Here is a 20,864-nt window from a genome sequence, read left to right on the forward strand (position 1 = left end):
CAGGAAACATGTCCCCAGAGCCTGAAAACCTGAACGTCGAAGTCACGATCCACGATGCGGACACGGCGGTCGTCGCGGTGGGTGGCGAGCTGGACCTCGACACCGCGACGCTGCTGCACACGCATTTGGCCAATCAGATCCATCACGGGCGCCTTCACCTCGTACTCGACCTTTCCGGCCTGGAGTTCATGGACTCGTCGGGGCTCAACACCGTCATCAAGGCAACACGCGAGACGCGTCAGGCCAACGGAAATCTGTACCTCGCCGCCGCCACCCCCACGGTCCACCGGCTCCTGGAGATCACGGGCATGAGTGCGGCCTCGCCGATCCATTCGAGTGTCGACGACGCCCTGAAGGCCGCGAGCTCCGCTTCGGCCTCCGCGGGGGAAGCGTCGTAGGTCCGTACGCGTCGGGCGCCGGCCGCGCGCGTGGTGCGGCCGCGGACCGGAGGACGGTGTCTCCCCGGTCCGCGGCCCGTTCAGGGGCCGTCCGGTCTCAGCAGTAGAGGTTCGAACCGGTGGGGACGCCCAGGATCTGGGTGAACTGCTGGTACGTGCTGACGCGGCTCTGGACCTGCGCCGGGTTCTTTCCGTCGCACTCCAGCGAGCCGTTGATCGAGCGGATGGTGTGGCCGAAGCCGGCCTGGTTGACCATGGCGTTGTGCCCGGTCATCGTGCCGGGGCCGTTCTGGGTGTTCCAGTACCAAAGGCCCGTCTTCCAGGCCACGGCGGCCTCGTTCTGGACACGCCACGGGTTGTTGAGCAGGTCGATGCCGAGAGCGTCGCCCGCGGCCTTGTAGTTGAAGTTCCAGCTGAGCTGGATGGGACCGCGCCCGTAGTACGCCGCCTGACCGGCCGGGCAGCCGTAGGGCCGGCTCCAGTCGCAGTAGTGCGGGTAGTTGGCCTGGTTCTGCTCCACGATGTGGACCAGTCCGCCGGTCTCGTGGCTGACGTTCGCGAGGAAGGCCGCGGCCTCCTGCTTCTTCACCGTGTCGCCGCCGGTGTTCGCGAAGGCCGGGTAGGCGCTCAGGGCCGCAGTGAGGCCGCTGTAGGAGTAGAAGGAGTTCCTGTTCGGGAACATCTGGTTGAACTGCGACTCGCTGACCACGAAGCCGGACGGGGACGGGGACGGGGTGCCGCCGCAGGTGTACGGATCCCAGTACCAGGTGCTGACGGTCGGGTCGTAACCCGGATTGTCGTGCTCGGCTATGTAATAGGCGCCGTTGTATCTGACAACGTTGCCAGTCCGGTAGGAGGCACCTTGCTGCCAGTTCGGCGCGGTGTCGCAGACGGTCGCCGCGGGCGCGGCGGACGCGGACGGCGTCAGCGTCACGATGAGACCTGTGGCGACGAGGAACGCCGCCAGCAGGGCCATGAGGTGTGTTCTCAGCACTCGATCACTCCTTTGAGCGCAACAGCCCTGCCGGAGGACGCCGTTGAGCTCCGGGTGCGGCCGCGTGGGGCTTGGGCCACACTCAAGCGCGATGTCATGATCAAGTCAAGGTATAGACCAATGAATCAGGCCCGGCTCGTGGAGCACTGTGTGAGGTGTTCCGGCGAAGCGGTGAAGTAGTCGGCGTCCTTGGGGCGTTTGAGAGCGGCGCCCTGGGGGCGGCGGGCCGGTTCAAGGTGGGGTATGTGCTTGGAACAGTGGATGTAGGCCTCGACGACGGTGATGTGGACCCAGAATTCGGGCTGCCGTCCCGGAGCCGTGTCGACCGGTATGGCGGGGTGGGCTGCCCGGAGTTCCCGCTCGCCCAGCAGTTCGGCCGATCCGTTGATGTGCAGTCCGATGTGGTGCTGGGTGAAGTCCACGAACAGCAGCCCCGCATGAGGGTTCTCTGTGATGTTGCCGGCGCTGGCCATGACGCCGTTCCCCCGGTACTCGGGGTAGGCGAGGGTGCGATCGTCCAGGACCGTCACGAATCCGGGCGGGCCGGCCCGGAAGCTGGCGTCGCAGTGTCCGCGGGCGTCCGCTGTGGAAAGGAAGACCATCGACTGACGGCTGATGAACTCCCGCATGGCCTCGGTGAGATGCGGTCGGACCTGTCGGTCGTAGAAGGCGTCGGCGCGGTCCGCGGTGCCGAGAAGGTCTTGCAGGATGCGCTCCCCGCGGGAGGGCGCGGCGTCGTGGCTGTTCACAGTGATTCGCTCTCGGGCTGGTGTCGGGAAGGTGCGAGGGGTGCGGTCAGGACGGGATCGCTCAGCGGGTCGTGGTGAATGCGGGCCGCCGGCACCCCGTCGTTGCGCAGGATCCGGGCGGCCGCGGTGACCATGCCGGGCGGCCCGCACAAGAAGGCCTCATGCTGCCCCCAAGGCCCGAACTCGCGCAACACCTGCGGCAGGGTGCCCTCGCGGCCGGGGATGTGCTGATGCGAGACGGCGGCTCGTACGGAGAGCCAGTAGTGGCGCTGGGCCATCCGCAGCATGTCGTCCAGCCCATAGAGCTCCTCCGCGGTGCGAGCGCCCACGAAGAGGTCGACGTAACGCCGCATGTCGCTGAGGGCCGCCTCCTCCAGGAGGGCGCGGATCGGCGCGAGTCCGGTCCCGCCCGCGACGCAGACCAGGTCGCGGTCGCCGGCGGCGGCCAGCGTCATGCCGCCCTGTGGCGGTCCCAGCGTGACGATGTCGCCGACGGCAGCACGATGGACCAGGGCGTTGCTGACCCGGCCGCCGGGCACGGCACGGATGTGGAAGGTGAGCGTGGAGTCCGCGCGGGGGGCGTTGGCGGGTGAGTACTGGCGCCAGGCCTTGCGATGCCAGGGCGTCTGCATGCTCACGTACTGGCCTGCCTCGTACGCATAGGGAACATCCGGCTGAACCGTGATCTCGGCGATGCCGTGACCCCGGTGCTGGTGCCGGACTATTTGCGCCGCCCAGGTCGCGGGGCGCAGGCGGGTGTCGTCCGCGGCCGCCAGGATCATCACCCGCGCCGCGGTGGTGTAGGCGCGGGTCCAGGCGGCTTCGACGTCCGGGGTCCACGCGGCGCCGGCGTAGCGGGCCAGGGAGGCCAGAAGGCACTCGCCGACGGCGGGGTAATGAGCTTCGAGTGCCCCGAACTTCCGGTGGTCGCGGCCCAGAAGGGTGCAGAAACGTACGAGATTTTCCGGATCGTCCACCAGGTCGACGATGCGCAGGAGGCCGCGCAGCAGCCTGTCGCGCTGTCCGTCCATGTTGTCCGGGAAGAGTTCTCTTACCTGCGGGTAACGGGCGAAGAGAATGGTGTAGAAGTAGACGGTCAGGTCCGCTGCGTGTGGTTCGACTACCGCCAGACCGGCGCGTACGAGCGAGATTTCGCGGGCGGTCAGCGGTGCGGGCGCCATTCCGGGGGCTGAGGCGTCCGTGGAAGTGGGCGAGTCCGCTGAGGACCTCTCCGGTGGCATCGAACGTGCACGCAAGGAACTTGTCGCAATCGCAGAAGGGCCCGGCCTCTGTCGTGACCGGGGCATGGATGTAGTGGTTCGGGCCGAGCGCGTGGTATGGACAGGCCCTTTCCTGAGCGGCAGCGGTTACCGCACTGTGTGACAACTCCTTCCCCCGGGTCCGGCGAGAATACTCAGGTGCCCCGTATGCGTATGCGTAGGGTTGTGGTGGTCGTCTGGCGCCGGCTGTATGCCGCGTCATGTGCCGCATGGGCGACATATCCGAACGTTTGGGGCCTCGCTGAACCTGCTGGGTGAACCCGTAAAGGATCTGCGGCGGAGCCTCCGGTAACGTCACAAGTTATGAGCCATCCGCATCCCGAACTGAAAGCCGCTCCTCCCCTGCCCGACGGAGGGCTGAGGGTCGTCGCCCTCGGCGGCCTCGGGGAGATCGGCCGCAACATGACCGTCTTTGAGTACGCGGGCAAACTGCTCATCGTCGACTGCGGCGTATTGTTCCCCGAGGAGACCCAGCCGGGGGTGGACGTGATCCTCCCCGACTTCACGTCGATCCGGGACCGCCTGGACGATGTCGTGGGCATCGTGCTGACCCACGGCCACGAAGACCACATCGGCGGCGTTCCGTACCTGCTGCGCGAGCGGTCGGACATTCCTGTCGTCGGCTCGAAGCTGACACTGGCCTTCCTCGAAGCCAAGCTCAAGGAGCACGGCATCAGGCCGCGCACCGTACGGGTACGCGAGGGCGACCGGCGCAAGCTCGGCCCCTTCGACTGCGAGTTCGTGGCGGTCAACCACTCCATCCCGGACAGCCTCGCGATCGCGATCCGCACGGGTGCCGGCATGGTGCTGCACACCGGTGACTTCAAGATGGACCAGTTCCCGCTGGACGAGCGGATCACCGACCTGCGCGCTTTCGCCCGGCTCGGTGAGGAGGGTGTGGACCTGTTCCTCACCGACTCGACCAACGCCGAGGTCCCCGGCTTCACCACCTCCGAGCGCGATCTGAACCCCGCGATCGAGCAGGTCATGCGCACCGCGCCGCGGCGGGTCATCGTCTCCAGCTTCGCCAGCCACGTGCACCGCATCCAGCAGGTGCTGGACGCGGCTCACCAGCACGGCCGCAAGGTCGCCTTCGTGGGCCGGTCGATGGTCCGCAACATGGGCATCGCCCGCGAGCTGGGTTACCTGAAGGTCCCGTCCGGACTGATCGTGAGCCTGCGGGAACTGGAGAAGCTTCCGGACAGCAAGATCACCTTGGTGTGCACCGGTTCCCAGGGGGAGCCGATGGCCGCGCTGTCGCGGATGGCCAACCGTGATCACATGATCCGCATCGGGAAGGGCGACACCGTACTGCTCGCCAGCTCCCTGATTCCGGGCAATGAGAACGCCATCTACCGGGTGATCAACGGGCTGACCCGGTGGGGTGCCCATGTGGTCCACAAGGGCAACGCCAAGGTGCACGTCTCCGGTCACGCCAGCGCCGGTGAACTTGTCTACTGCTACAACATCGTCAAGCCCCGGCACGTCATGCCCGTGCATGGCGAGTGGCGCCACCTGCGGGCCAACGGTGACCTGGCCATCAGTACCGGGGTCGACCCCGACCGCGTGGTCATCGCCGAGGACGGCGTCGTCGTCGACCTCGTCAAGGGGCGCGCCTCCATCACGGGCAAGGTGCCGGCCGGTTATGTCTACGTGGACGGCATGACGGTCGGTGGCGCGACGGAGGCGTCCCTCAAGGACCGCCTCACCCTGGCGGAGGAAGGTGTCGTCACCGTCGTCGCGATCGTCGACGCCGACACGGGAGCACTCGCCGAGACCCCCGACTTCCTGGCCCGCGGCTTCGTCCATGACGACGCCACCTTCGAGCCGGTCATCCCGGTGATCGAAAAGGTCCTGGCCACCGCGGCCGAGGAAGGCGTCGGAGACGCCCACCAGCTCGAACAGCTCATCGCCCGCGCCGTGGCGTCCTGGGCGTTTCGGACCCACCGCCGCAAGCCGCTCATCATCCCGGTCATCATCGACGCCTGACGCGGGAGCCCCGGCGGCGTCGCGCCCTCGCCCGGCGGCGCCGGGTGCCGGGACGGCGACGCCGGGGCGCCCCGGCCCGGCACGAGGACCCGGAAAGGTGAATGGATGGGTGCGCGTTTCGAGGAGCTCGACTGGCGCCCGACACCGCTGGGCGAGATCAGCCTGCGGCGCCGGCGCGATCCGGCTTCGGGCACCGATGTGTACGAGGTGAAGCTCGGTGACGAGTTCTTGATGTCCAGCCTCTTCACGGCGGGCGAGAAGGCGCTCACCCGGCTCGGGCTGGCGGGGTTGCCGGACACCGCACTGGACGTCGCCGTGGGCGGCCTCGGTCTCGGATACACCGCCCGGGCGGCGCTCGACGACCCGCGCGTGCGCTCGCTGATCGTGATCGACGCGCTCGGGGAAGTCATCGACTGGCACGAGCGGGGACTGGTACCGCTGGGTGCCCGCCTGGCGTCGGACTCCCGTTGCCGTCTGATCCACGGCGATTTCTTCGCGATGACCGGCGATCCCCGTGGCCTGGATCCCGAGCAGCCGGATCGCCGGTTCCACGCCATCCTGCTGGACGTCGACCATTCGCCGCGCCATGTCCTGCACCCACGCCACGCGGCGCTCTACCGGCCCGCCGGGCTGCGCGCGCTCGCGGGGCGTCTGCACCCCGGAGGTGTCTTCGCCCTCTGGTCGAACGATCCGCCGGACGAACAGTTCAACGCCGTACTCGCGGAAGTCTTCGCGCGATCGGAAGCCCACGTCGTCGATTTCCCCAACCCCCTGCAAGGGGGAACCTCGTCCAACACCGTCTATGTGGCAAGGAGTCACACCGGCGGCCCGTGATCCCCATTCGGATGCGTCCGGTCGGCCCACCGGCCCTGCGCGCGGCACCGTCCGTTTTTACGCTGGTCCAATGATCACCAGGTCCACTGTTCGCGGGGTTCTTTCCGGTGCGGTGTTCACTCTCGTCACCCTGGCCCTTCCGCAGCCACCGGCCGCAGCCGCCGTACACAACGATCCGCTGCCGCCGCCGCGGCCCGCGTCCGTCAGCAAGGCCCTCCTGCACCGGCCGGGCACCCACGTGCGCCTCAAGCCCGGGGCGCCCGCCCTCCCGCGAGGGGTGTCCGCCCTGTCGTGGCTGGTGGCGGACGTCGGTACGGGCGACGTGCTCGCCGCCCACGACGCGCACCGGCGCCTGCCGCCGGCCAGCACCATCAAAACCCTCTTCGCCCTCACCGCCCTCCCCCGCCTTTCCGGCCGGGCGCTGCATACGGTCACCGACACCGAGCTCGCCGCGGTGGGCGAGGGCAGCAGCGTGGTGGGGGTGTCTCCGGGACACACGTACCGGACCGCGGATCTGTGGCGAGGGGTTTTCCTCAGCTCCGGCAACGACGCCGTGCACGTACTGGCGAAGATGAACGGGGGCTGGAAGGCCACGGCGGCGCAGATGCAGGCCAAGGCGCGTGCCCTGGGCGCACTGGACACCCATGTGGTCTCCCCGGACGGCTACGACGCTCCGGGCCAGGTTTCCTCCGCGTTCGACCTGGCTGTCTTCGGGCGGTCCGGTCTCGCGGATCCGCAGTTCGCCCGGTACGCGGCGACGGCCGATACACGCTTCCCCGGTGCCACGCGCCGCGATGGAAGCCCTACGTGGACGTTCCGGATCCGCAACACCAACCGGCTGCTGACCGGCAACGACGGGGTGAGGCGGTACCCCGGCATCATCGGCCTGAAGAACGGCTACACCTCCCGCGCGGGGCACACCCTGATCGCCGCCGCCGAGCGTGACGGCCGGCGCCTGCTGGTGACGGTGATGAACCCGCAGCGGGGCGGTGGGCACGCCGTGTACGAGGAGGCCCGCTCCCTGCTCGACTGGGGTTTCGCCGCCGTGGGACGGGTCCACCCGGTCGGGTCGCTGAAGCCGCCCGCCGTACGCCAGGACCCGCAGACCGCGCCGGTCCCGGCCGCGCAGGCCGCCGCGCTGCGCCGGGGGGAGCCCGGATCGGGCGTCGCGTATTCCTGGCTGGGCGCGCTCATCGGCGCGGCGTGCCTCACCGCGGGCGTCATCGTGTGGACGCGGGGCGGGCACAGTCGGCGGGCGTACGCGGGCCGGTTCGCGTCGGCTCTCGGGCCGGTCCGGGCTCTGGCGCGGCGGGGCCGGCCGCGTACGCCCCGGCCTCCGTCGCGACCCGGTCCACCGTGAGACGCCGTTCCCGAGGGGTGCTGATGCCCGTGAGCAGGGCGTCCTGCCGGATTAATCGGATGCGGGCGCGGGGCGTGACCCGTACGGTCGGCGCCTGTGGAAGCCCTCAGTGAGAAACACATCCGCTCGTCCTTCGTGAACTGCACCAAGGGCGAGGCGGCCCGCCTGAAACTGCCCCTCGACTTCGCCGAACTGCCCTGGGAGGACCTGGACTTCCTCGGCTGGGTCGACCCGGGCGCACCACTGCGGGCGCACCTCGTCCTGGCGCGGCCGGACGGGCCGCTCGGGATCACCCTGCGGGTGCCCGGCGCGGCCCGCACCAGCGCCGTGAAGTCCAGCCTGTGCCAGCTCTGCCTCACCGGGCACGCCTCTTCCGGCGTCTCCCTTCTCGCGGCGCCCCTGGCGGGCGCGCGGGGCCGCGCGGGCAACACCGTCGGCATCTACGTCTGCGCCGACCTCGCCTGCTCCCTGTACGTACGGGGCAAGCGGCAGCCCAAGCTGCGCAGCGGCCGCTACGAGGAGAGCCTGAGCCTGGAGGAGCGGATAGCCCGCACGCTCGGCAATCTGGACGCCTTCGTGGCGAGGGTGACGCAGGGCTAGCCGGGTCTCTACCGTGCGTCGGCCTGTTCCTGCTCGATCGTGAACGTGCTTCGGGTGTGGGACAGCCGCAGCAGTCTGGCGAGCGCGCGCGGGACGGCGCACAGCCGCAGATCGGTTCCGTGGGCCTTGGCCACGCGGGCGGCGGCCAGCAGCGCGTTCAGCCCCGAGCAGTCGCAGAAGGTCAGGCCGCCGCAGTCGACCAGGACCTGCCGGTGACGGGCCACGGCTGCCTGGACGGCTTCCCTGAGATCGGGCGCGCTCGCGACGTCGAGGTCCCCCGCCACGGTGATCCGGCAGCTGTCGGGCCCGGTGGCGTGGACGCCGACCTGGAGGGTGTCGTTCACGGCGGCCCCCTTGGGATGCGATGCGCAGGGCATACGGGGTGGACGCGCTTCATCCAGGGAACTCCTTGACCGGACATTCTGTCCAGCGGATGGAATGTCTTGACAAGCGCGGCGGGGCGTTTTATTCAGGTTTTTGAAGAGGATTCCTCCATATCCGCAGGTCAGAGCGGGGGAGGTGAGTGCAGTGGCAGGGCCCACGTCGTCCGGCGGCCGACGCGACCATTACGCGGTCCTCGGTGTGGAGCCGACCGCTTCGGCCGGGCAGATCACGTCGGCGTACCGCAGGCTCGTGCGCGCGCTGCACCCCGACGCCCATCCGGACCGGCCGGCGCAGGACAGCCGGTTCGCCGACGTCGTGGTTGCCTACGGCATCCTGCACGATCCTGTCCGCCGTGCGGCGTACGACTCCCGGCTGGGTCTGGGCGGGCCGGGGCGGCCGGAGAGGCACCATGTCCCGGCCGGCGTCACGGTCCCGCTCACGGTGCGTGTGACGCCGCGCCCGGATCCGTTCCGTCGCGACGTGCCGCTGTGGGCGGGCCCGACCCGGGTGCGTCCGGTGTACGACGGGCCCCGCCCGCCGCGACTGAACCTGGCCGCCGACCGGTACCTGCTGTGGCAGTGGAGCGCAGGGTGAGGAGAAGGCAATGGCACGTGCAGTAGGTATTGACCTTGGTACGACGAACTCCGTGGTCTGTGTGCTGGAGGGTGGCGAGCCCACGGTCATCACCAACACCGAGGGCGCCCGGACCACGCCTTCGGTCGTCGGTTTCGCGAAGAGCGGCGATGTGCTGGTCGGTGAGATCGCCAAACGGCAGGCCGTGACCAACATCGAGCGCACCGCCCGGTCGGTCAAGCGCCACATGGGCGAGGCGCAGTGGCGTTTCCCGGACAGCGGGGACATCGACGGCAAAAGGTACACCGCGCAGGAGATCTCCGCGCGCGTACTGCAGAAGCTCAAGCGCGACGCGGAGGCGTACCTGGGCGAGGACGTGACGGACGCCGTCATCACCGTTCCGGCGTACTTCAACGACTCCCAGCGCACCGCGACCAAGGAGGCCGGGGAGATCGCGGGCCTGAAGGTGCTGCGGATCATCAACGAGCCGACGGCCGCGGCGCTCGCCTACGGCCTGGACAAGGAGAACGACCAGACCATCCTCGTGTTCGACCTCGGTGGTGGCACCTTCGACGTGTCGCTGTTGGAGATCGGCGAGGGTGTGGTCGAGGTGAAGGCCACCAACGGCGACACGCACCTGGGCGGTGACGACTGGGACCAGCGGATCGTGGATCACCTGGCCAAGCAGTTCAAGAACGCGTACGGCATCGATCTCTCCAAGGACAAGATGGCCACGCAGCGGCTGAGGGAGGCCGCCGAGCGGGCCAAGATCGAGCTGTCGGCCGCGACCGAGACCAACATCAACCTGCCCTACCTGAGTGCGTCGGCCGAGGGGCCGCTGCACCTGGACGAGAAGCTCACGCGCTCGCAGTTCCAGCAGCTGACCGCCGATCTCCTGGAGCGCTGCAAGGCCCCGTTCCACAACGCGGTCAAGGACGCGAAGATCAAGCTGTCCGACATCAACCATGTGATCCTCGTTGGCGGCTCGACCCGTATGCCCGCGGTGACCGAGCTGGTCAAGGAGCTCACCGGCAAGGACCCGCACAAGGGTGTGAACCCGGACGAGGTTGTGGCCATCGGCGCCGCCCTGCAGGCCGGTGTCCTGAAGGGTGAGGTCAAGGACGTCCTGCTCCTCGACGTCACGCCGCTGTCGCTCGGTATCGAGACGAAGGGCGGCATCATGACGAAGCTGATCGAGCGCAACACGACGATCCCGACGAAGCGTTCCGAGGTCTTCACGACGGCCGAGGACAATCAGCCGTCGGTGCAGATCCAGGTCTTCCAGGGCGAGCGCGAGATCGCGGCGTACAACAAGAAGCTCGGCATGTTCGAGCTGACGGGCCTGCCGCCGGCTCCACGTGGTGTCCCGCAGATCGAGGTCGCGTTCGACATCGACGCCAACGGCATCATGCATGTGACCGCCAAGGACCTCGGCACCGGCAAGGAGCAGCGGATGACCGTCACCGGTGGTTCCGCGCTGCCGAAGGACGACATCGAGCGGATGGTCCGTGACGCCGAGCAGTACGCGGAGGAGGACCACAGGCGCCGCGAGGCCGCTGAGACGCGCAACCAGGCCGAGCAGCTCGTGTACCAGACGGAGAAGTTCCTCAAGGACAACGAGGACAAGGTTCCGGGTGACGTGCGGACCGAGGTCGAGACGGCCGTCAGCGAGCTGAAGGAAAAGCTCAAGGGCCAGGACACCGCCGAGATCCGCACGGCTACGGAGAAGGTCGCGGCCGTCTCCCAGAAGCTCGGCCAGGCCATGTACGCCGATGCGCAGGCGCAGGCCCAGGGTTCCGGTGGGCCCACGGGCGGCGCGGGCGAGAGCGGGTCGCGCGCGGCGAGCGAAGAGGAAGTCGTGGACGCGGAGATCGTCGATGACGACAAGCAGCAGGGAGGCGCGGGATGAACCGCCCGACCGACAGCGACGGCCCCCGTCGCGGGCCGTCGCTGGAGATCGTCCGGGACGGGCGACGGAGCGGTGGCTCCCCGGCCACGTTTACGGCCCGTGCCGGCCGGCGGGAGGAGCGGACCGGGCGAACCGCCGGGGCGCCGGCCGGCCGTGGCGGGGCCGACGCGCCTCAGCCGTCCCGCCAGGAGTCGCCCGCCGCGGAACTGCGGGAACGCACGGCCGACCTGCAACGGCTGAAGGCGGAGTACGACAACTATCGCAAGCGGGTACGCCGTGACCGGCTGGCGGTCCGCGAGATCGCGGTGGCCAACGTGCTCGGCAGGCTCCTGCCGGTGCTCGACGCGGTCACCGAGGCGGCCGGGCAGGGCGAGGTGACCGGCGGCTTCGAGCGCGTCGCCGAGGAGCTGCGTTCGGAGCTGGCGGCCCTGGGTCTGGAGTCGTTCGGGACAGTGGGCGACTCCTTCGACCCGTTCGTGCACGAGGCAATCTCGTACCGCTGCACCGATGCGGTCGAGCGCCCGACCTGCACCGAGATCCTGCGGCCCGGATACCGGGTCGGCGACCACCTCCTGCGGCCCGCCCAGGTGGCGGTCGCCGAACCACCGGCCGGCCTGCGTGAAGCCGGAGGGACGGACGGGTGAGGGTGTGAGCCATGGCCCGGCTGCCGTCGGTGACGTCCGCCTGGGTGGTCGAGCGCCCGGGCCCGATCGCGTCGGCGCCGTTGCGGCTGGTGGAGCGCGAGGTGCGCGCACCGGGCCCGTACGAACTGCTGGCGCGCGTGCGGGCCTGCGGGGTGTGCCGGACGGACCTGCACCTGGCGGAGGGCGACCTGGCCCCGCGCAGGGCACACTGCGCGCCGGGCCATGAGGTGGTCGGCGAGGTGGTCGCTCGCGGGGCCGCCGTCCAGGACTTCCGCGTGGGCGACCGGCTGGGGGCCGCCTGGCTGGCGGGCACCTGCGGGCAGTGCCGCTTCTGCCGTACCGGACGGGAGAACCTGTGCCACGACTCGCGCTACACCGGCTGGGACATCGACGGCGGATTCGCCGGCCACGTCGTGGTGGACGCCCGGTTCGCCTACCGGCTGCCCGAAGGGTGGAGCGATGAGGAAGCGGCGCCCCTGCTGTGTGCGGGGATCATCGGCTACCGGGCGCTCCAACGGGCGGACCTGCCGCCCGGCGGAAGGCTCGGCATCTACGGATTCGGCGCCTCGGCGCACCTGACCGCCCAACTGGCCGTCGCGCGGGGGGCCGAGGTCCACGTCGTCACCCGCTCACCGGCGGCGCAACGCCTCGCGCTCGAACTGGGCGCGGCGTCCGCCGGAAGCGACGCGCCGGCCGATCCGCTGGACTCGGCGATCCTGTTCGCACCGGCCGGCGACCTGGTACCGGTGGCGTTGGCGGCGCTGGACCGGGGCGGGACACTCGCGATCGCCGGTATTCACCTGAGCACCGTCCCGCCGCTCGTGTACGACCGGCACCTGTTCCAGGAGCGGACCGTACGCAGCGTCACCGCCAACACCCGCGAGGACGGCCGGGCGTACCTCACCGAAGTGACGCGGCTGCGCCCGGCGGTGCGGGTGACGAGCTATCCGATGCGGCTGGCGGACCGGGCGCTGGGTGACCTGGCGGCGGGGCGGATCACCGGGGTGGCCGTGCTCGTCGCACCGTGACCGACTGCGCCACCCGGTGCATCTTGCCGGGCGGCTCATGAGACGTGTGCGACGGCGGGGTACCACTGTGCGCATGGCTGGTATCGAACTCAGGAGTTCCGCGTTCAACGACGGTGCGTTCATCCCGCGCCGCTACGCCAAGGAGGGCGAGGACGTCTCCCCCGACCTGTCCTGGTCCGGGGTGCCGGAGGGCACTTCGGAGCTGCTGTTGCTGTGTGAGGACCCCGACGCGCCGACGGGCACCTTCGTGCACTGGCTCGTCACGGGCATCGACCCTTCGAGCAGCGGCGTGGAGGCGGGGCAGACGCCGCAGGGCGGTCAGGCCCGGATGAACGGATTCGGCGAGTCGGGCTGGGGAGGGCCGCTGCCTCCTCCCGGTGACGGGGCGCACCGGTACTTCTTCCGGATCTACGCGCTCCCGGAACCTGCCGATCTGGCGGACGACGCGAGTGCCGCGGACGTGCACGCGGCGGTGGACAAGCAGCAACTGGCCAGCGGCACACTGGTCGGCCTCTACCACCGCTGAGGTCACCCGTCCTGGCGACATCTTCGGCCACCTGGCGGACAGTGCTGATCACGTACGCTGAGCCGGGGCGCCGGCCGGCACGTTCGCTTTACCGGCGCCTCCTCCCGTCAGCAACGTCAGGATGGAAAGAGCCCCATGGGAATGCTGGTCGTCATCGCGGGCATCGCCTGCATAGTGGTCCTCGGCATCATCCTCGCAGCGGTCCTGATCGAGCGCAGCCGTAACAGCGGTGGCCCGGCGCCGGTCAACGGCGGTTACGCCAACCACCCGAACCAGCCCGCGCCGTACCCGATGCCGCCGGGCCAGGCCTACTCCCCGGCGCCGCCGAACCAGCCCCCGTACAACCCCAATCCGTACACTCAGCAGCCTCCCTACCAGGGACGCGGTTGACGGCAACGGCTCGTGCGGGCGTGTAGAGGGACGGGCGGGCCCGGTGGGAGAATTGGGCCGTGAGCCAGGCCCTCGTGACGCTCGCGCTGAGCGGTGACGTCATGCCAGGACGGGGTGTCGACCAGATCCTGCCGCACCCCGGTGACCCGGAGCTGCGCGAGGGGTACATCCGCGACGCCCGCGATTACGTCTCGCTGGCGGAGGCCGCCAACGGCCCCGTTCCAGGACCTGTGGACTACACCTGGCCCTGGGGTGCGACGCTGGGTGTGATGGAGGCCGTAGCGCCCGATGCCCGGATCATCAATCTGGAAACGAGCATCACGACGAGCGACGACTTCGCCCCCGGCAAGGCCGTGAACTACCGGATGCACCCGCGCAACGTGCCGTGTCTGACCGCGGCGCGGCCCGATGTGTGCGCGCTCGCGAACAACCACGTACTGGACTTCGGGCGCCGCGGCCTGGAGGAGACGCTGGACGTCCTGCGCGCCGCCGGACTCCGGCCCGCCGGCGCGGGGCGGGACGCGGCCGAGGCGCGGCGGCCGGTGGCGGCCGCCACGAGAAGCGGCGGCCGAGTGGTGGTGCTGTCGTGCGGGACGGCGTCCAGCGGGATTCCGTCGCGGTGGGCCGCGGCGGAGGACCGGCCGGGCGTCGACTTCGTACCCGATCTCTCAGTCCGCAGCGCGGACGCCCTCGTACGGCGGCTGCGGGCGGTGCGGCGGGACGGTGATCTGCTGGTCGTCTCGATCCACTGGGGGTCGAACTGGGGGTACGCGGTGCCGCCGGCCCAGACCGCCTTCGCACGGCGGCTCGTCGACGGCGGCGTGGACGTCGTGCACGGCCACTCCTCGCACCATCCGCGCCCGGTCGAGGTCTACCGGGGCCGACTCGTGCTGTACGGCTGCGGAGACCTGATCGACGACTATGAGGGCATCCGGGGGTACGAGCGGTACCGCGACGACCTGCGGCTGCTGTACTTCCCGTCGCTCGACGCGCGCACGGGCGAACTGACCGGTCTGCGGATCGCTCCCCTGCGGGCCCGGCGGATGACGCTGCACCGCGCGCCGGCGGCGGACGCCGACTGGCTGTGCGAGACCCTGACCAGGGCGGGGCATGGCTTCGGTACGGCAGTGGAGCCCGAGCCCGGCTCCGACGGCTTTCTCGCGCTCCGCTGGTCCGGGCACGCCGCACGACGGCGTACGGCCTCGTAGGCCACGCGGACGGCGGCTGCGCGGTGCCGCCCGAAGAGGCCCCTTTGCGTACGTCCCGTGCGATCCGGTCAGGACGTCGGCGCGTCCAGCTTCGGCTTCCGGTTCACCTCGGTCACCTTCACGTCCTCCGTCTCCGGGGACCCGAACGCCTCGACGGTCACCCCGCTGCCGGTGCCGGTGACCTCCAGAGCCAAGTGGCTGCCCATCATGCGCAGGTCGAGCCTTGTGCGGGGCGCGCCCGCGTGGTCCGGCATGCGGTGAATTCGCGACGCGGGGTAGTCGAGGTCGGTCAGCTTGCTCTGCACCGCCTGGTAGCTGGTCGTCTTCGTGTTCTGGAACGCCTCGCTGACGCGCTTCGCGTGCTCGTCGCCGGTGCACTTCTCGATACCGGTCAACGGCACTTCCTTGACCGGCCTGGGCCAGGTGAAGTCAGGGGCCGGCTCCGACGCCGCGGGATCATCCAGGGGAACCGGGATTTCTCCCTCGGCGTTCGGAACACCCGGCGGGGTCTCGCCCGGCCCGTACGCCGGTGTGGGCGCACCCTCCCAGCCCGGCAGATCCTCGGGCTTGGGCGCGTCACCGGTGCCGCTGCCGTTGGGGGCGTCCGGAGCGCAGACGTGCGTGATGCGGGTCAACAGCGCGAGGAACCGCATCTCCGGATCGTTGTCTCCCGGCGGAGCATCCGGCGGGGTGGTCGCCGAGACGGCGGCGCCCGCGGGGGTCTGGTCGGTGGTGGCGTTCTGCGTGCCGCAGCCGGAGAGGACCATGCAGCCGAGCGCGGCCAGCAGCACAGGCTTCGGGAGGGATATTGATCGCATGCGCGCATCATGCGGGCCGCTGATCACCGGGCGCATGAGTACGCGTACTCACCACGGGATCGACGGAGAAGAGTCTGGACTCAGGCACGAGATCCGGCCGTAATGGAACGGGTCCCCCTCCGCAGACCGTCTTGGCGGACAGGACTGAACTCCCCACACGGCCGGCGCGTACTGACCTGCGTACAGCGCCGGCTGATCAGCAACGAGGAGCGCCATGCGACCTTTCATATGGAACTACGCCCAGCACAACGAAGGGCCGGACGCCCCGGTCCCCTACGCCTACAACAGCGCCGCCCAGCTCAACTTACTGCCCGACGGGCGTCCCGCCATCAGTGACCGGGAGCTGCTGCTGGCTCTCAGCACCACCACGTCCACGGCCGGCTCCCAGACGCATTTCGACGACTGACCGGCCTGGCGACGCCGATGACCGTACTGATCCTGACAAGCCATCAGGACGTCACGACCGACATGGTGGTGGCCGAGCTGCACGAACGGGGCGTACCACTGGTGCGCCTGGATCCGGCTGATCTGCCCGGGGAAGCCGGTCTGTCGGCCGAGTACGTCAGTGGTGACTTCCACTGCTATCTGTCGGCGGACGGGCGCATGGTCAGCTCCAAGTCCCTGCGCTCCATATGGGTGCGACGGCCCGGTGAGCCCGCGGCACACGCCCCGGAGCCGTCGCGGTGGCTTTCGGCCGAGACCGGGCAGGCCCTGTACGGGGCGCTCTGCTCCACCACGGCGCGCTGGATGAACCATCCCCGCCAGGCGGACCAGGCCCGGCTCAAGCCCTGGCAGTTGCGGTTCGCCCACCGCAGCGGCTTCGCCGTGCCGCCCACCGTCATCACGACCTTCCCGCGGGTGGCCGAGCAGTTCGCGGGCCAGTACGGGAAGGTCGTGGTGAAGTCCCTCTCCGGGCCGCCGCGCGGTGAGCCCGCGATCGCCCTGCCGACCGCGCTCGTCGAGCCGGGTACGGACTTCGCCGGCGTCGCGGGCGGCCCCACGCTGCTTCAGCGGTACGTGCCCAAACGGGCCGACATCAGGCTGACGTGCGTCGGTGGCCGGATGTTCGCCGCCCGGAAGGTCTCCGCGTCCGGGCAGGTCGACGGGCGCTACGGCGACACCGGCCAGGTGTGGGAGCCCGCCGTCGTACCCGACCGCATCGCGCGGGCAGTTCACGACTACACGGGGCTGGCGGGTCTCGCGTACGCGGCTTTCGACTTCGCCGAGGACGCCGAGGCCGTGTGGTGGTTCCTGGAGTGCAACCAGGGCGGCCAGTTCGGCTTCGTGGAGCTGGAGACCGGCCAGCCCATCGCGGAGGCGGTCGCGTCCTGGCTGGCGCAGGAGCCGCGCGGGCCGGCGTGAACGGAGGGCTGTCGCATCGCGTAGTAGGGGGCGGCAGGCCGACCGTAACGTACAGAGAAGGGGCGAGCGTCTGTGAGGCGTCGAACAGGACCCGAACCGGGGGTGCCGCCGCACCGGGCTTCCGGCGGCAGCCGCCGGTTCCGCATCGATTACCCGCGTCAGGGGCGCCGCGGACTGTTACGGCTGGTCCCGTCGTGGCGGCTGCTGCTGGGTGTCGCGCTGATCTGCTGCGGTACGGCCGCCGCCCTGGTCGGCTATGTGTACTCCACCGTGCACATCGCGGACGTGAACGCCGCCGCGCGAGCCGAAGCCAATGTCTATTACTGGGCCGACGGCACACAAATGGTCAGCGTCGGGGCGGTCAACCGCCAGAACATTCCGCTGTCCGACATCCCGCCGTCCCTTCAGAACGCCGTGATCGCGGCGGAGAACGCCGACTTCTACAGTGACCCCGGATTCTCCGTCGGCGGCGTGGGCCGGGCCGTGGTGAACATGGCCCGCGGCGGGGAGGTCCAGGGCGGGTCGACCATCACCCAGCAGTATGTGAAGAACACGTACCTGACGCCGGAGCAGACCGTGGACCGCAAGCTGCGTGAGCTGTGCCTGGCGGTCAAGCTGTCCCGGTCCCTGTCCAAGCAGGACATTCTCCAGGGGTATCTCAACACCAGCTGGTTCGGCCGCAACGCCTACGGAGTGCAGGCTGCCGCGGTGGCCTATTACGGCATGGACGCCAGGGAGCTCGATCCCGGCCGCAGCGCGCTGCTTGCCGCGCTGCTCAAGGGAGCGCAGCAGTACGATCCTTCGCTGAGCGAGGCCAACCACCGCAGGGCCGAGGGGCGTTGGCGGTATGTCCTGGACCGGCAGGTGGAGCTCGGGCACATGTCGCGCCAGGAGCGGGCCAAGTACACCGTCTTCCCGGAACCGCGCCGGCAGTCCGTGTCCACCAGCCTGTCGGGGCAGACCGGTTACCTGGTGGATGTGGCGAACAAGTACATCGAGAAACGTACCGGGCTGACCGCCGGGGAACTCGGCCGCGGCGGATACCGGATTCGCACCACCTTCGACAGGGCCAAGGTGGAGCGACTGCGGCAGACCGTGGAGAGGGTCACGGCGCAGAGCCTGGACCCGGAACGCCGGATCACCGACCGGGACGTCCAGATCGGCGCCGCGTCGGTCCGCCCGGGCGACGGGGCGGTGCTGGCGCTGTACGGCGGCCCTGACGCGACCGAGCACTTCACCAACAACGCGGACACGGCGGGGGTGCCGGTGGGTTCGGCCTTCAAACCGTTCGTCCTGGCGGCGGCTCTTCAGCACGGTGTCCGTTCGGCCGGCACGGCCCCGCCACGGCTGCCGGTGACGTCCGACAGTTTCTATGACGCCAGCGGTGTCCTGACAGCCGGTACACCGTTGCTGCCGCCGGAGCGGGGCGGTACCGGCACCAGCGGTTTCGCGGACGGTGTCCTGCCCTTCGCCACCGGCCTTCCCACCCTGCGCGAGGCGCTGGTCCTGGGCGGCGAGAGTGTGTACAGCCGCCTCGGTGAGGACGTCGGACTGGCGAGGGTTCGCGATCTCGCCGTCGGTACGGGCCTGTTGCCACAGAGCATGGCGCCCCTGGAGCGGCGCTTCGCCGTCGGCACGTCCACCCCGAGCGCCATCCGGATGGCCGACGCGTACGCCACCTTCGCCGAAGACGGCCGGCGTACGGACCCGTACTCGGTCACCGCGGTCACCTACCAGGGCACCCGGCTGGAGGGGCTGGAGCCGCCGCCCGGCAGGCAGGTGCTGGACGTGGAGGTGGCCCGCGAGGTCTCCCGCGCGATGCGGGACGTGGCTGTGGACGCCCTGGCGCCGGACACCCTGCGTGCGGTGGCGCCGGTGGCCGCGGGCCGCACCGGCGACGGCGACCGCGTGCCGGCCGCCTGGTTCGTCGGCTACACCGAAGAGCTGTCGACCGCCGTGACCGTCTTCCGGAACAAACCGGGTAAGGGCGGTCTGCTCCCGCTGTCCGGGGTGGGCGGCGCCGGCGGGTCCGGGCAGGAGCGGGGCGACTTCCTGCCGGTGCGGGTGTGGTCGTCGTACATGACAGCGACCCTGCCGGGACCGGGCGGCGGAGGCTTCGAAAGGCCCGCCGACACCCGGTAAGGGGGGCTCTGCGCGGCCGGCGGCGGACCGCCGCCGGCCGCGTACGGCGCAGGGGCCGGCGTCCGGGATGGACGCCGGCCCCTGCGGGACAGGCTGTCTGCCGCGACGGCTGCGGCGCTACCGGTCGCCGGTGAGGCTTGCGAACACCACCACGTTGTCCGAGTAGTAGCGCGTCGAGCGGTCGTACTGACCGCCACAGGTGATCAGGCGCAGGCCCGCGTGGTCGATGTTCTTGTAGACCTCGACGGTGGGGAACCGGTTCTTGGGGTACTGGGCGGTGCGGTCGACGGTGAACTGCGCGGTCTTGCCGTCGGCGCGGTCGACCTCGATCCTGTCACCGGCCTTGAGCGAGGAGAGGCGGTGGAACACCGAGGGTTCGCCGTTCCAGCTGACGTGTCCCGCGATGACGGCCGGTCCCCGGGCTCCGGGCGGCGGACCTGGTACGTACCACCCCGCCTTGGCCGGATCGACGGGCGTCTCCATGGCGCCGTCCTTCTGCTGCCCCAACTCCTCCAGGGCGGATGACACGCCGAGGGACGGGATGGAGATCCGCCGGGGAGGCGACTTCGGCAGGGCCGCGGCGTCCTGCGGTCCGCTGCCCGTGCCGTTCTCCGCGTCCTGGGCGGGCTGGTCGTCCCGCGCCCGGGTGTCGCCCTGTACGGGTTGCCGGTTCGCGGGCGCCGACTGCGGCGGGGGCTCCTCGCCCGGCCCCGCGCACCCGGCGACGAGCAGGAGCGCCGCGATCGCGGTCACGGCGGACGTGACGGCGGTACGGGCGCGACGCGGCGCGGCGCCGGTCCCGTACCCGCTGTGGCTGATCATGCGCCACTTCCGTCGGCCGGCTCCGTGGTGGTGGCCGGTCGCCGCCTGCGGCCCAGGCCGAGTGCGGCCGCCACCGCCAGGAAGGCGACACCGCCCGCGGCGACCAGCGCCCCGGAGACCTCGTTGCCCGGTGCGGGGCCGCTGCCCGTCTCGACTCCGCCCACGGGGACGGAACCGACCGCCGCGCCTTCCACCAGGCCGCAGACGGCCGGGGCGGTGGCTTCCTGCGGGAGCTTGGGATCCAGGTCGCTCTTCCCTGCGCCGAAGTCGTACTGCTTGTCGCCGTTCCGGTCGATGCCGTGCTGCACGACGTGCAGGTCCTTGATGTGGTCGGCCACGTCCTGGGAGACCGTGATCGTACGCTCGTAGGAGAGCTTGCCCTGCGCGTCCGCGACCGGCATGCGGTCGACGGCGAGGCCGCTGGCGGCGGAGGTGTCGCCCTCGGTGGTGAGCGAGATGTTGATCTCACCGTAGATGGGCAGGCCTTCGCTGGTGGTGACGATCCCGTCGCCGTCCTGGTCCGCGCTCGCGTCCGGGCAGAGGAAGTCGTGGCCGTCGGTGGAACCGTGGATGTGCTGTGCGTGTGGCTGGCCGGGCACGAGTCCTTCGGACTCGATCTTCACGGTGAGCCGTGTGCCGTCCAGGCTGAGCATCGCCGTACCGCTTCCGCCGGAGTTGTTCAGCGCGTCCAGGTCGATCTGGTACGCGGTCCCTTCGGCGGCGGCCGGGGAAGAGGTGACTGCCACGAGAGCGAGGGCGGCGGGCAGAGCGACAAGTGTGACGAGTCGAGTTGTGGTGCGCTGGGCTATCACGATCGTTCGGTTCCTTTCCGGTGGCCGCCCTCCGGGGGCGGC

Annotated in this window: 22 protein-coding genes; 15 read left to right on the forward strand and 7 right to left on the reverse strand. The window is 70.3% G+C overall.

The window, feature by feature from the left end; genetic code table 11:
- Nucleotides 1-8: 8 nt before the first annotated feature.
- Nucleotides 9-398 carry an STAS domain-containing protein gene (locus tag G412_RS0118275; protein WP_028813335.1) on the forward strand — a complete coding sequence of 130 codons (390 nt, stop codon included), beginning with the start codon at nucleotides 9-11 and terminating at the stop codon, nucleotides 396-398.
- 97 nt (nucleotides 399-495) lie between these two features.
- On the opposite strand, the gene G412_RS0118280 is transcribed toward G412_RS0118275, so the two are convergent.
- The 3 genes from G412_RS0118280 to G412_RS0118290 all read right to left on the reverse strand — a co-directional run bounded on the left by G412_RS0118280 (nucleotide 496) and on the right by G412_RS0118290 (nucleotide 3,322).
- A complete protein-coding gene (locus G412_RS0118280) occupies nucleotides 496-1,374 on the reverse strand; it encodes a glycoside hydrolase family 19 protein (RefSeq protein WP_037649153.1) in 879 nt (292 codons plus the stop codon).
- 143 nt (nucleotides 1,375-1,517) lie between these two features.
- Nucleotides 1,518-2,141: a pyridoxamine 5'-phosphate oxidase family protein gene (locus G412_RS0118285; RefSeq protein WP_037649156.1), complete on the reverse strand. Its 624-nt coding sequence runs from the start codon at nucleotides 2,139-2,141 to the stop codon at nucleotides 1,518-1,520.
- Nucleotides 2,138-3,322 carry a globin domain-containing protein gene (locus G412_RS0118290; RefSeq protein ID WP_028813338.1) on the reverse strand — a complete coding sequence of 395 codons (1,185 nt, stop codon included), beginning with the start codon at nucleotides 3,320-3,322 and terminating at the stop codon, nucleotides 2,138-2,140. The genes G412_RS0118285 and G412_RS0118290 overlap by 4 nt, the downstream gene beginning before the upstream one ends.
- Before the next feature lie 402 nt (nucleotides 3,323-3,724).
- Between G412_RS0118290 and G412_RS0118295 the strand changes: the two genes are divergently transcribed.
- The 4 genes from G412_RS0118295 (at nucleotide 3,725) to G412_RS0118310 (ending at nucleotide 8,204) form a co-directional block, all read left to right on the forward strand.
- The gene (locus G412_RS0118295; RefSeq protein ID WP_028813339.1) at nucleotides 3,725-5,410 is read left to right on the forward strand and encodes a ribonuclease J; all 1,686 of its coding nucleotides are present in this window, start codon (nucleotides 3,725-3,727) and stop codon (nucleotides 5,408-5,410) included.
- A 105-nt stretch (nucleotides 5,411-5,515) separates the two neighbouring features.
- Nucleotides 5,516-6,244 carry a polyamine aminopropyltransferase gene (locus tag G412_RS0118300; RefSeq protein ID WP_028813340.1) on the forward strand — a complete coding sequence of 243 codons (729 nt, stop codon included), beginning with the start codon at nucleotides 5,516-5,518 and terminating at the stop codon, nucleotides 6,242-6,244.
- Between the two features lie 70 nt (nucleotides 6,245-6,314).
- On the forward strand, nucleotides 6,315-7,604 hold the full coding sequence (locus G412_RS35075) for a D-alanyl-D-alanine carboxypeptidase family protein (protein ID WP_078607123.1): 1,290 nt from the start codon (nucleotides 6,315-6,317) through the stop codon (nucleotides 7,602-7,604).
- 96 nt (nucleotides 7,605-7,700) lie between these two features.
- Nucleotides 7,701-8,204, forward strand: a complete 504-nt coding sequence (locus G412_RS0118310; RefSeq protein ID WP_028813341.1) for an FBP domain-containing protein — start codon at nucleotides 7,701-7,703, stop codon at nucleotides 8,202-8,204.
- Nucleotides 8,205-8,212: 8 nt separating this feature from the next.
- On the opposite strand, the gene G412_RS35080 is transcribed toward G412_RS0118310, so the two are convergent.
- A complete protein-coding gene (locus tag G412_RS35080) occupies nucleotides 8,213-8,548 on the reverse strand; it encodes an STAS domain-containing protein (RefSeq protein ID WP_157839131.1) in 336 nt (111 codons plus the stop codon).
- Nucleotides 8,549-8,732: 184 nt separating this feature from the next.
- Between G412_RS35080 and G412_RS35085 the strand changes: the two genes are divergently transcribed.
- The 7 genes from G412_RS35085 to G412_RS0118350 all read left to right on the forward strand — a co-directional run bounded on the left by G412_RS35085 (nucleotide 8,733) and on the right by G412_RS0118350 (nucleotide 14,866).
- Nucleotides 8,733-9,182, forward strand: a complete 450-nt coding sequence (locus G412_RS35085; RefSeq protein WP_051338452.1) for a J domain-containing protein — start codon at nucleotides 8,733-8,735, stop codon at nucleotides 9,180-9,182.
- A gap of 10 nt (nucleotides 9,183-9,192) precedes the next feature.
- Nucleotides 9,193-11,070 (forward strand): molecular chaperone DnaK, encoded by a 1,878-nt coding sequence (dnaK, locus tag G412_RS0118325; RefSeq protein WP_028813342.1) that lies wholly within the window; start codon nucleotides 9,193-9,195, stop codon nucleotides 11,068-11,070.
- Nucleotides 11,067-11,714 carry a nucleotide exchange factor GrpE gene (gene grpE, locus G412_RS0118330; protein ID WP_028813343.1) on the forward strand — a complete coding sequence of 216 codons (648 nt, stop codon included), beginning with the start codon at nucleotides 11,067-11,069 and terminating at the stop codon, nucleotides 11,712-11,714. The genes dnaK and grpE overlap by 4 nt, the downstream gene beginning before the upstream one ends.
- 11 nt (nucleotides 11,715-11,725) lie before the next feature.
- On the forward strand, nucleotides 11,726-12,742 hold the full coding sequence (locus G412_RS0118335) for a zinc-dependent alcohol dehydrogenase family protein (protein WP_028813344.1): 1,017 nt from the start codon (nucleotides 11,726-11,728) through the stop codon (nucleotides 12,740-12,742).
- Nucleotides 12,743-12,815: 73 nt separating this feature from the next.
- Complete coding sequence (locus tag G412_RS0118340) at nucleotides 12,816-13,268, forward strand: YbhB/YbcL family Raf kinase inhibitor-like protein (RefSeq protein WP_028813345.1); 453 nt, start codon at nucleotides 12,816-12,818, stop codon at nucleotides 13,266-13,268.
- Between the two features lie 135 nt (nucleotides 13,269-13,403).
- Nucleotides 13,404-13,658, forward strand: a complete 255-nt coding sequence (locus tag G412_RS0118345) for a hypothetical protein (protein ID WP_028813346.1) — start codon at nucleotides 13,404-13,406, stop codon at nucleotides 13,656-13,658.
- 101 nt (nucleotides 13,659-13,759) lie between these two features.
- The gene (locus G412_RS0118350) at nucleotides 13,760-14,866 is read left to right on the forward strand and encodes a CapA family protein (RefSeq protein ID WP_051338466.1); all 1,107 of its coding nucleotides are present in this window, start codon (nucleotides 13,760-13,762) and stop codon (nucleotides 14,864-14,866) included.
- Between the two features lie 68 nt (nucleotides 14,867-14,934).
- Here G412_RS0118350 and G412_RS0118355 read toward each other — a convergent pair whose 3' ends face one another.
- Nucleotides 14,935-15,684 carry a hypothetical protein gene (locus tag G412_RS0118355; RefSeq protein WP_028813348.1) on the reverse strand — a complete coding sequence of 250 codons (750 nt, stop codon included), beginning with the start codon at nucleotides 15,682-15,684 and terminating at the stop codon, nucleotides 14,935-14,937.
- Between the two features lie 214 nt (nucleotides 15,685-15,898).
- Between G412_RS0118355 and tgmA the strand changes: the two genes are divergently transcribed.
- From tgmA to G412_RS35090, 3 genes are all read left to right on the forward strand, one after another.
- Entirely contained in the window at nucleotides 15,899-16,090 is a 192-nt protein-coding gene (gene tgmA, locus G412_RS0118360) for a putative ATP-grasp-modified RiPP (RefSeq protein ID WP_028813349.1), read from the forward strand.
- Between the two features lie 17 nt (nucleotides 16,091-16,107).
- Complete coding sequence (tgmB, locus tag G412_RS0118365) at nucleotides 16,108-17,046, forward strand: ATP-grasp ribosomal peptide maturase (protein WP_028813350.1); 939 nt, start codon at nucleotides 16,108-16,110, stop codon at nucleotides 17,044-17,046.
- 72 nt (nucleotides 17,047-17,118) lie between these two features.
- On the forward strand, nucleotides 17,119-19,188 hold the full coding sequence (locus tag G412_RS35090; RefSeq protein WP_244283103.1) for a transglycosylase domain-containing protein: 2,070 nt from the start codon (nucleotides 17,119-17,121) through the stop codon (nucleotides 19,186-19,188).
- 117 nt (nucleotides 19,189-19,305) lie between these two features.
- Here the strand turns inward: G412_RS35090 and G412_RS0118375 are convergent, their stop codons facing one another.
- On the reverse strand, nucleotides 19,306-20,010 hold the full coding sequence (locus G412_RS0118375; protein WP_037649158.1) for a class F sortase: 705 nt from the start codon (nucleotides 20,008-20,010) through the stop codon (nucleotides 19,306-19,308).
- Nucleotides 20,007-20,819: a hypothetical protein gene (locus G412_RS35095; protein WP_106964124.1), complete on the reverse strand. Its 813-nt coding sequence runs from the start codon at nucleotides 20,817-20,819 to the stop codon at nucleotides 20,007-20,009. The genes G412_RS0118375 and G412_RS35095 overlap by 4 nt, the downstream gene beginning before the upstream one ends.
- Nucleotides 20,820-20,864 lie beyond the last annotated feature (45 nt).

Source organism: Streptomyces flavidovirens DSM 40150 (genome assembly GCF_000429085.1).
GTDB lineage: Bacteria > Actinomycetota > Actinomycetes > Streptomycetales > Streptomycetaceae > Streptomyces > Streptomyces flavidovirens.

Excerpts from the sequence above, each read along its gene's own strand:
- dnaK (WP_028813342.1), top strand. The coding sequence starts at position 9,193 with ATGGCACGTGCAGTAGGTATTGACCTTGGTACGACGAACTCCGTGGTC.
- G412_RS0118335 (WP_028813344.1), top strand. The coding sequence starts at position 11,726 with ATGGCCCGGCTGCCGTCGGTGACGTCCGCCTGGGTGGTCGAGCGCCCG.
- G412_RS0118275 (WP_028813335.1), top strand. The coding sequence starts at position 9 with ATGTCCCCAGAGCCTGAAAACCTGAACGTCGAAGTCACGATCCACGAT.
- G412_RS0118350 (WP_051338466.1), top strand. The coding sequence starts at position 13,760 with ATGCCAGGACGGGGTGTCGACCAGATCCTGCCGCACCCCGGTGACCCG.
- G412_RS0118300 (WP_028813340.1), top strand. The coding sequence starts at position 5,516 with ATGGGTGCGCGTTTCGAGGAGCTCGACTGGCGCCCGACACCGCTGGGC.
- G412_RS0118340 (WP_028813345.1), top strand. The coding sequence starts at position 12,816 with ATGGCTGGTATCGAACTCAGGAGTTCCGCGTTCAACGACGGTGCGTTC.
- G412_RS0118345 (WP_028813346.1), top strand. The coding sequence starts at position 13,404 with ATGGGAATGCTGGTCGTCATCGCGGGCATCGCCTGCATAGTGGTCCTC.
- G412_RS35075 (WP_078607123.1), top strand. The coding sequence starts at position 6,315 with ATGATCACCAGGTCCACTGTTCGCGGGGTTCTTTCCGGTGCGGTGTTC.
- tgmB (WP_028813350.1), top strand. The coding sequence starts at position 16,108 with ATGACCGTACTGATCCTGACAAGCCATCAGGACGTCACGACCGACATG.
- G412_RS0118295 (WP_028813339.1), top strand. The coding sequence starts at position 3,725 with ATGAGCCATCCGCATCCCGAACTGAAAGCCGCTCCTCCCCTGCCCGAC.
- G412_RS0118280 (WP_037649153.1), bottom strand. The coding sequence starts at position 1,374 with ATGGCCCTGCTGGCGGCGTTCCTCGTCGCCACAGGTCTCATCGTGACG.
- G412_RS0118290 (WP_028813338.1), bottom strand. The coding sequence starts at position 3,322 with ATGGCGCCCGCACCGCTGACCGCCCGCGAAATCTCGCTCGTACGCGCC.
- G412_RS0118355 (WP_028813348.1), bottom strand. The coding sequence starts at position 15,684 with ATGCGATCAATATCCCTCCCGAAGCCTGTGCTGCTGGCCGCGCTCGGC.
- grpE (WP_028813343.1), top strand. The coding sequence starts at position 11,067 with ATGAACCGCCCGACCGACAGCGACGGCCCCCGTCGCGGGCCGTCGCTG.
- G412_RS0118375 (WP_037649158.1), bottom strand. The coding sequence starts at position 20,010 with ATGATCAGCCACAGCGGGTACGGGACCGGCGCCGCGCCGCGTCGCGCC.
- tgmA (WP_028813349.1), top strand. The coding sequence starts at position 15,899 with ATGCGACCTTTCATATGGAACTACGCCCAGCACAACGAAGGGCCGGAC.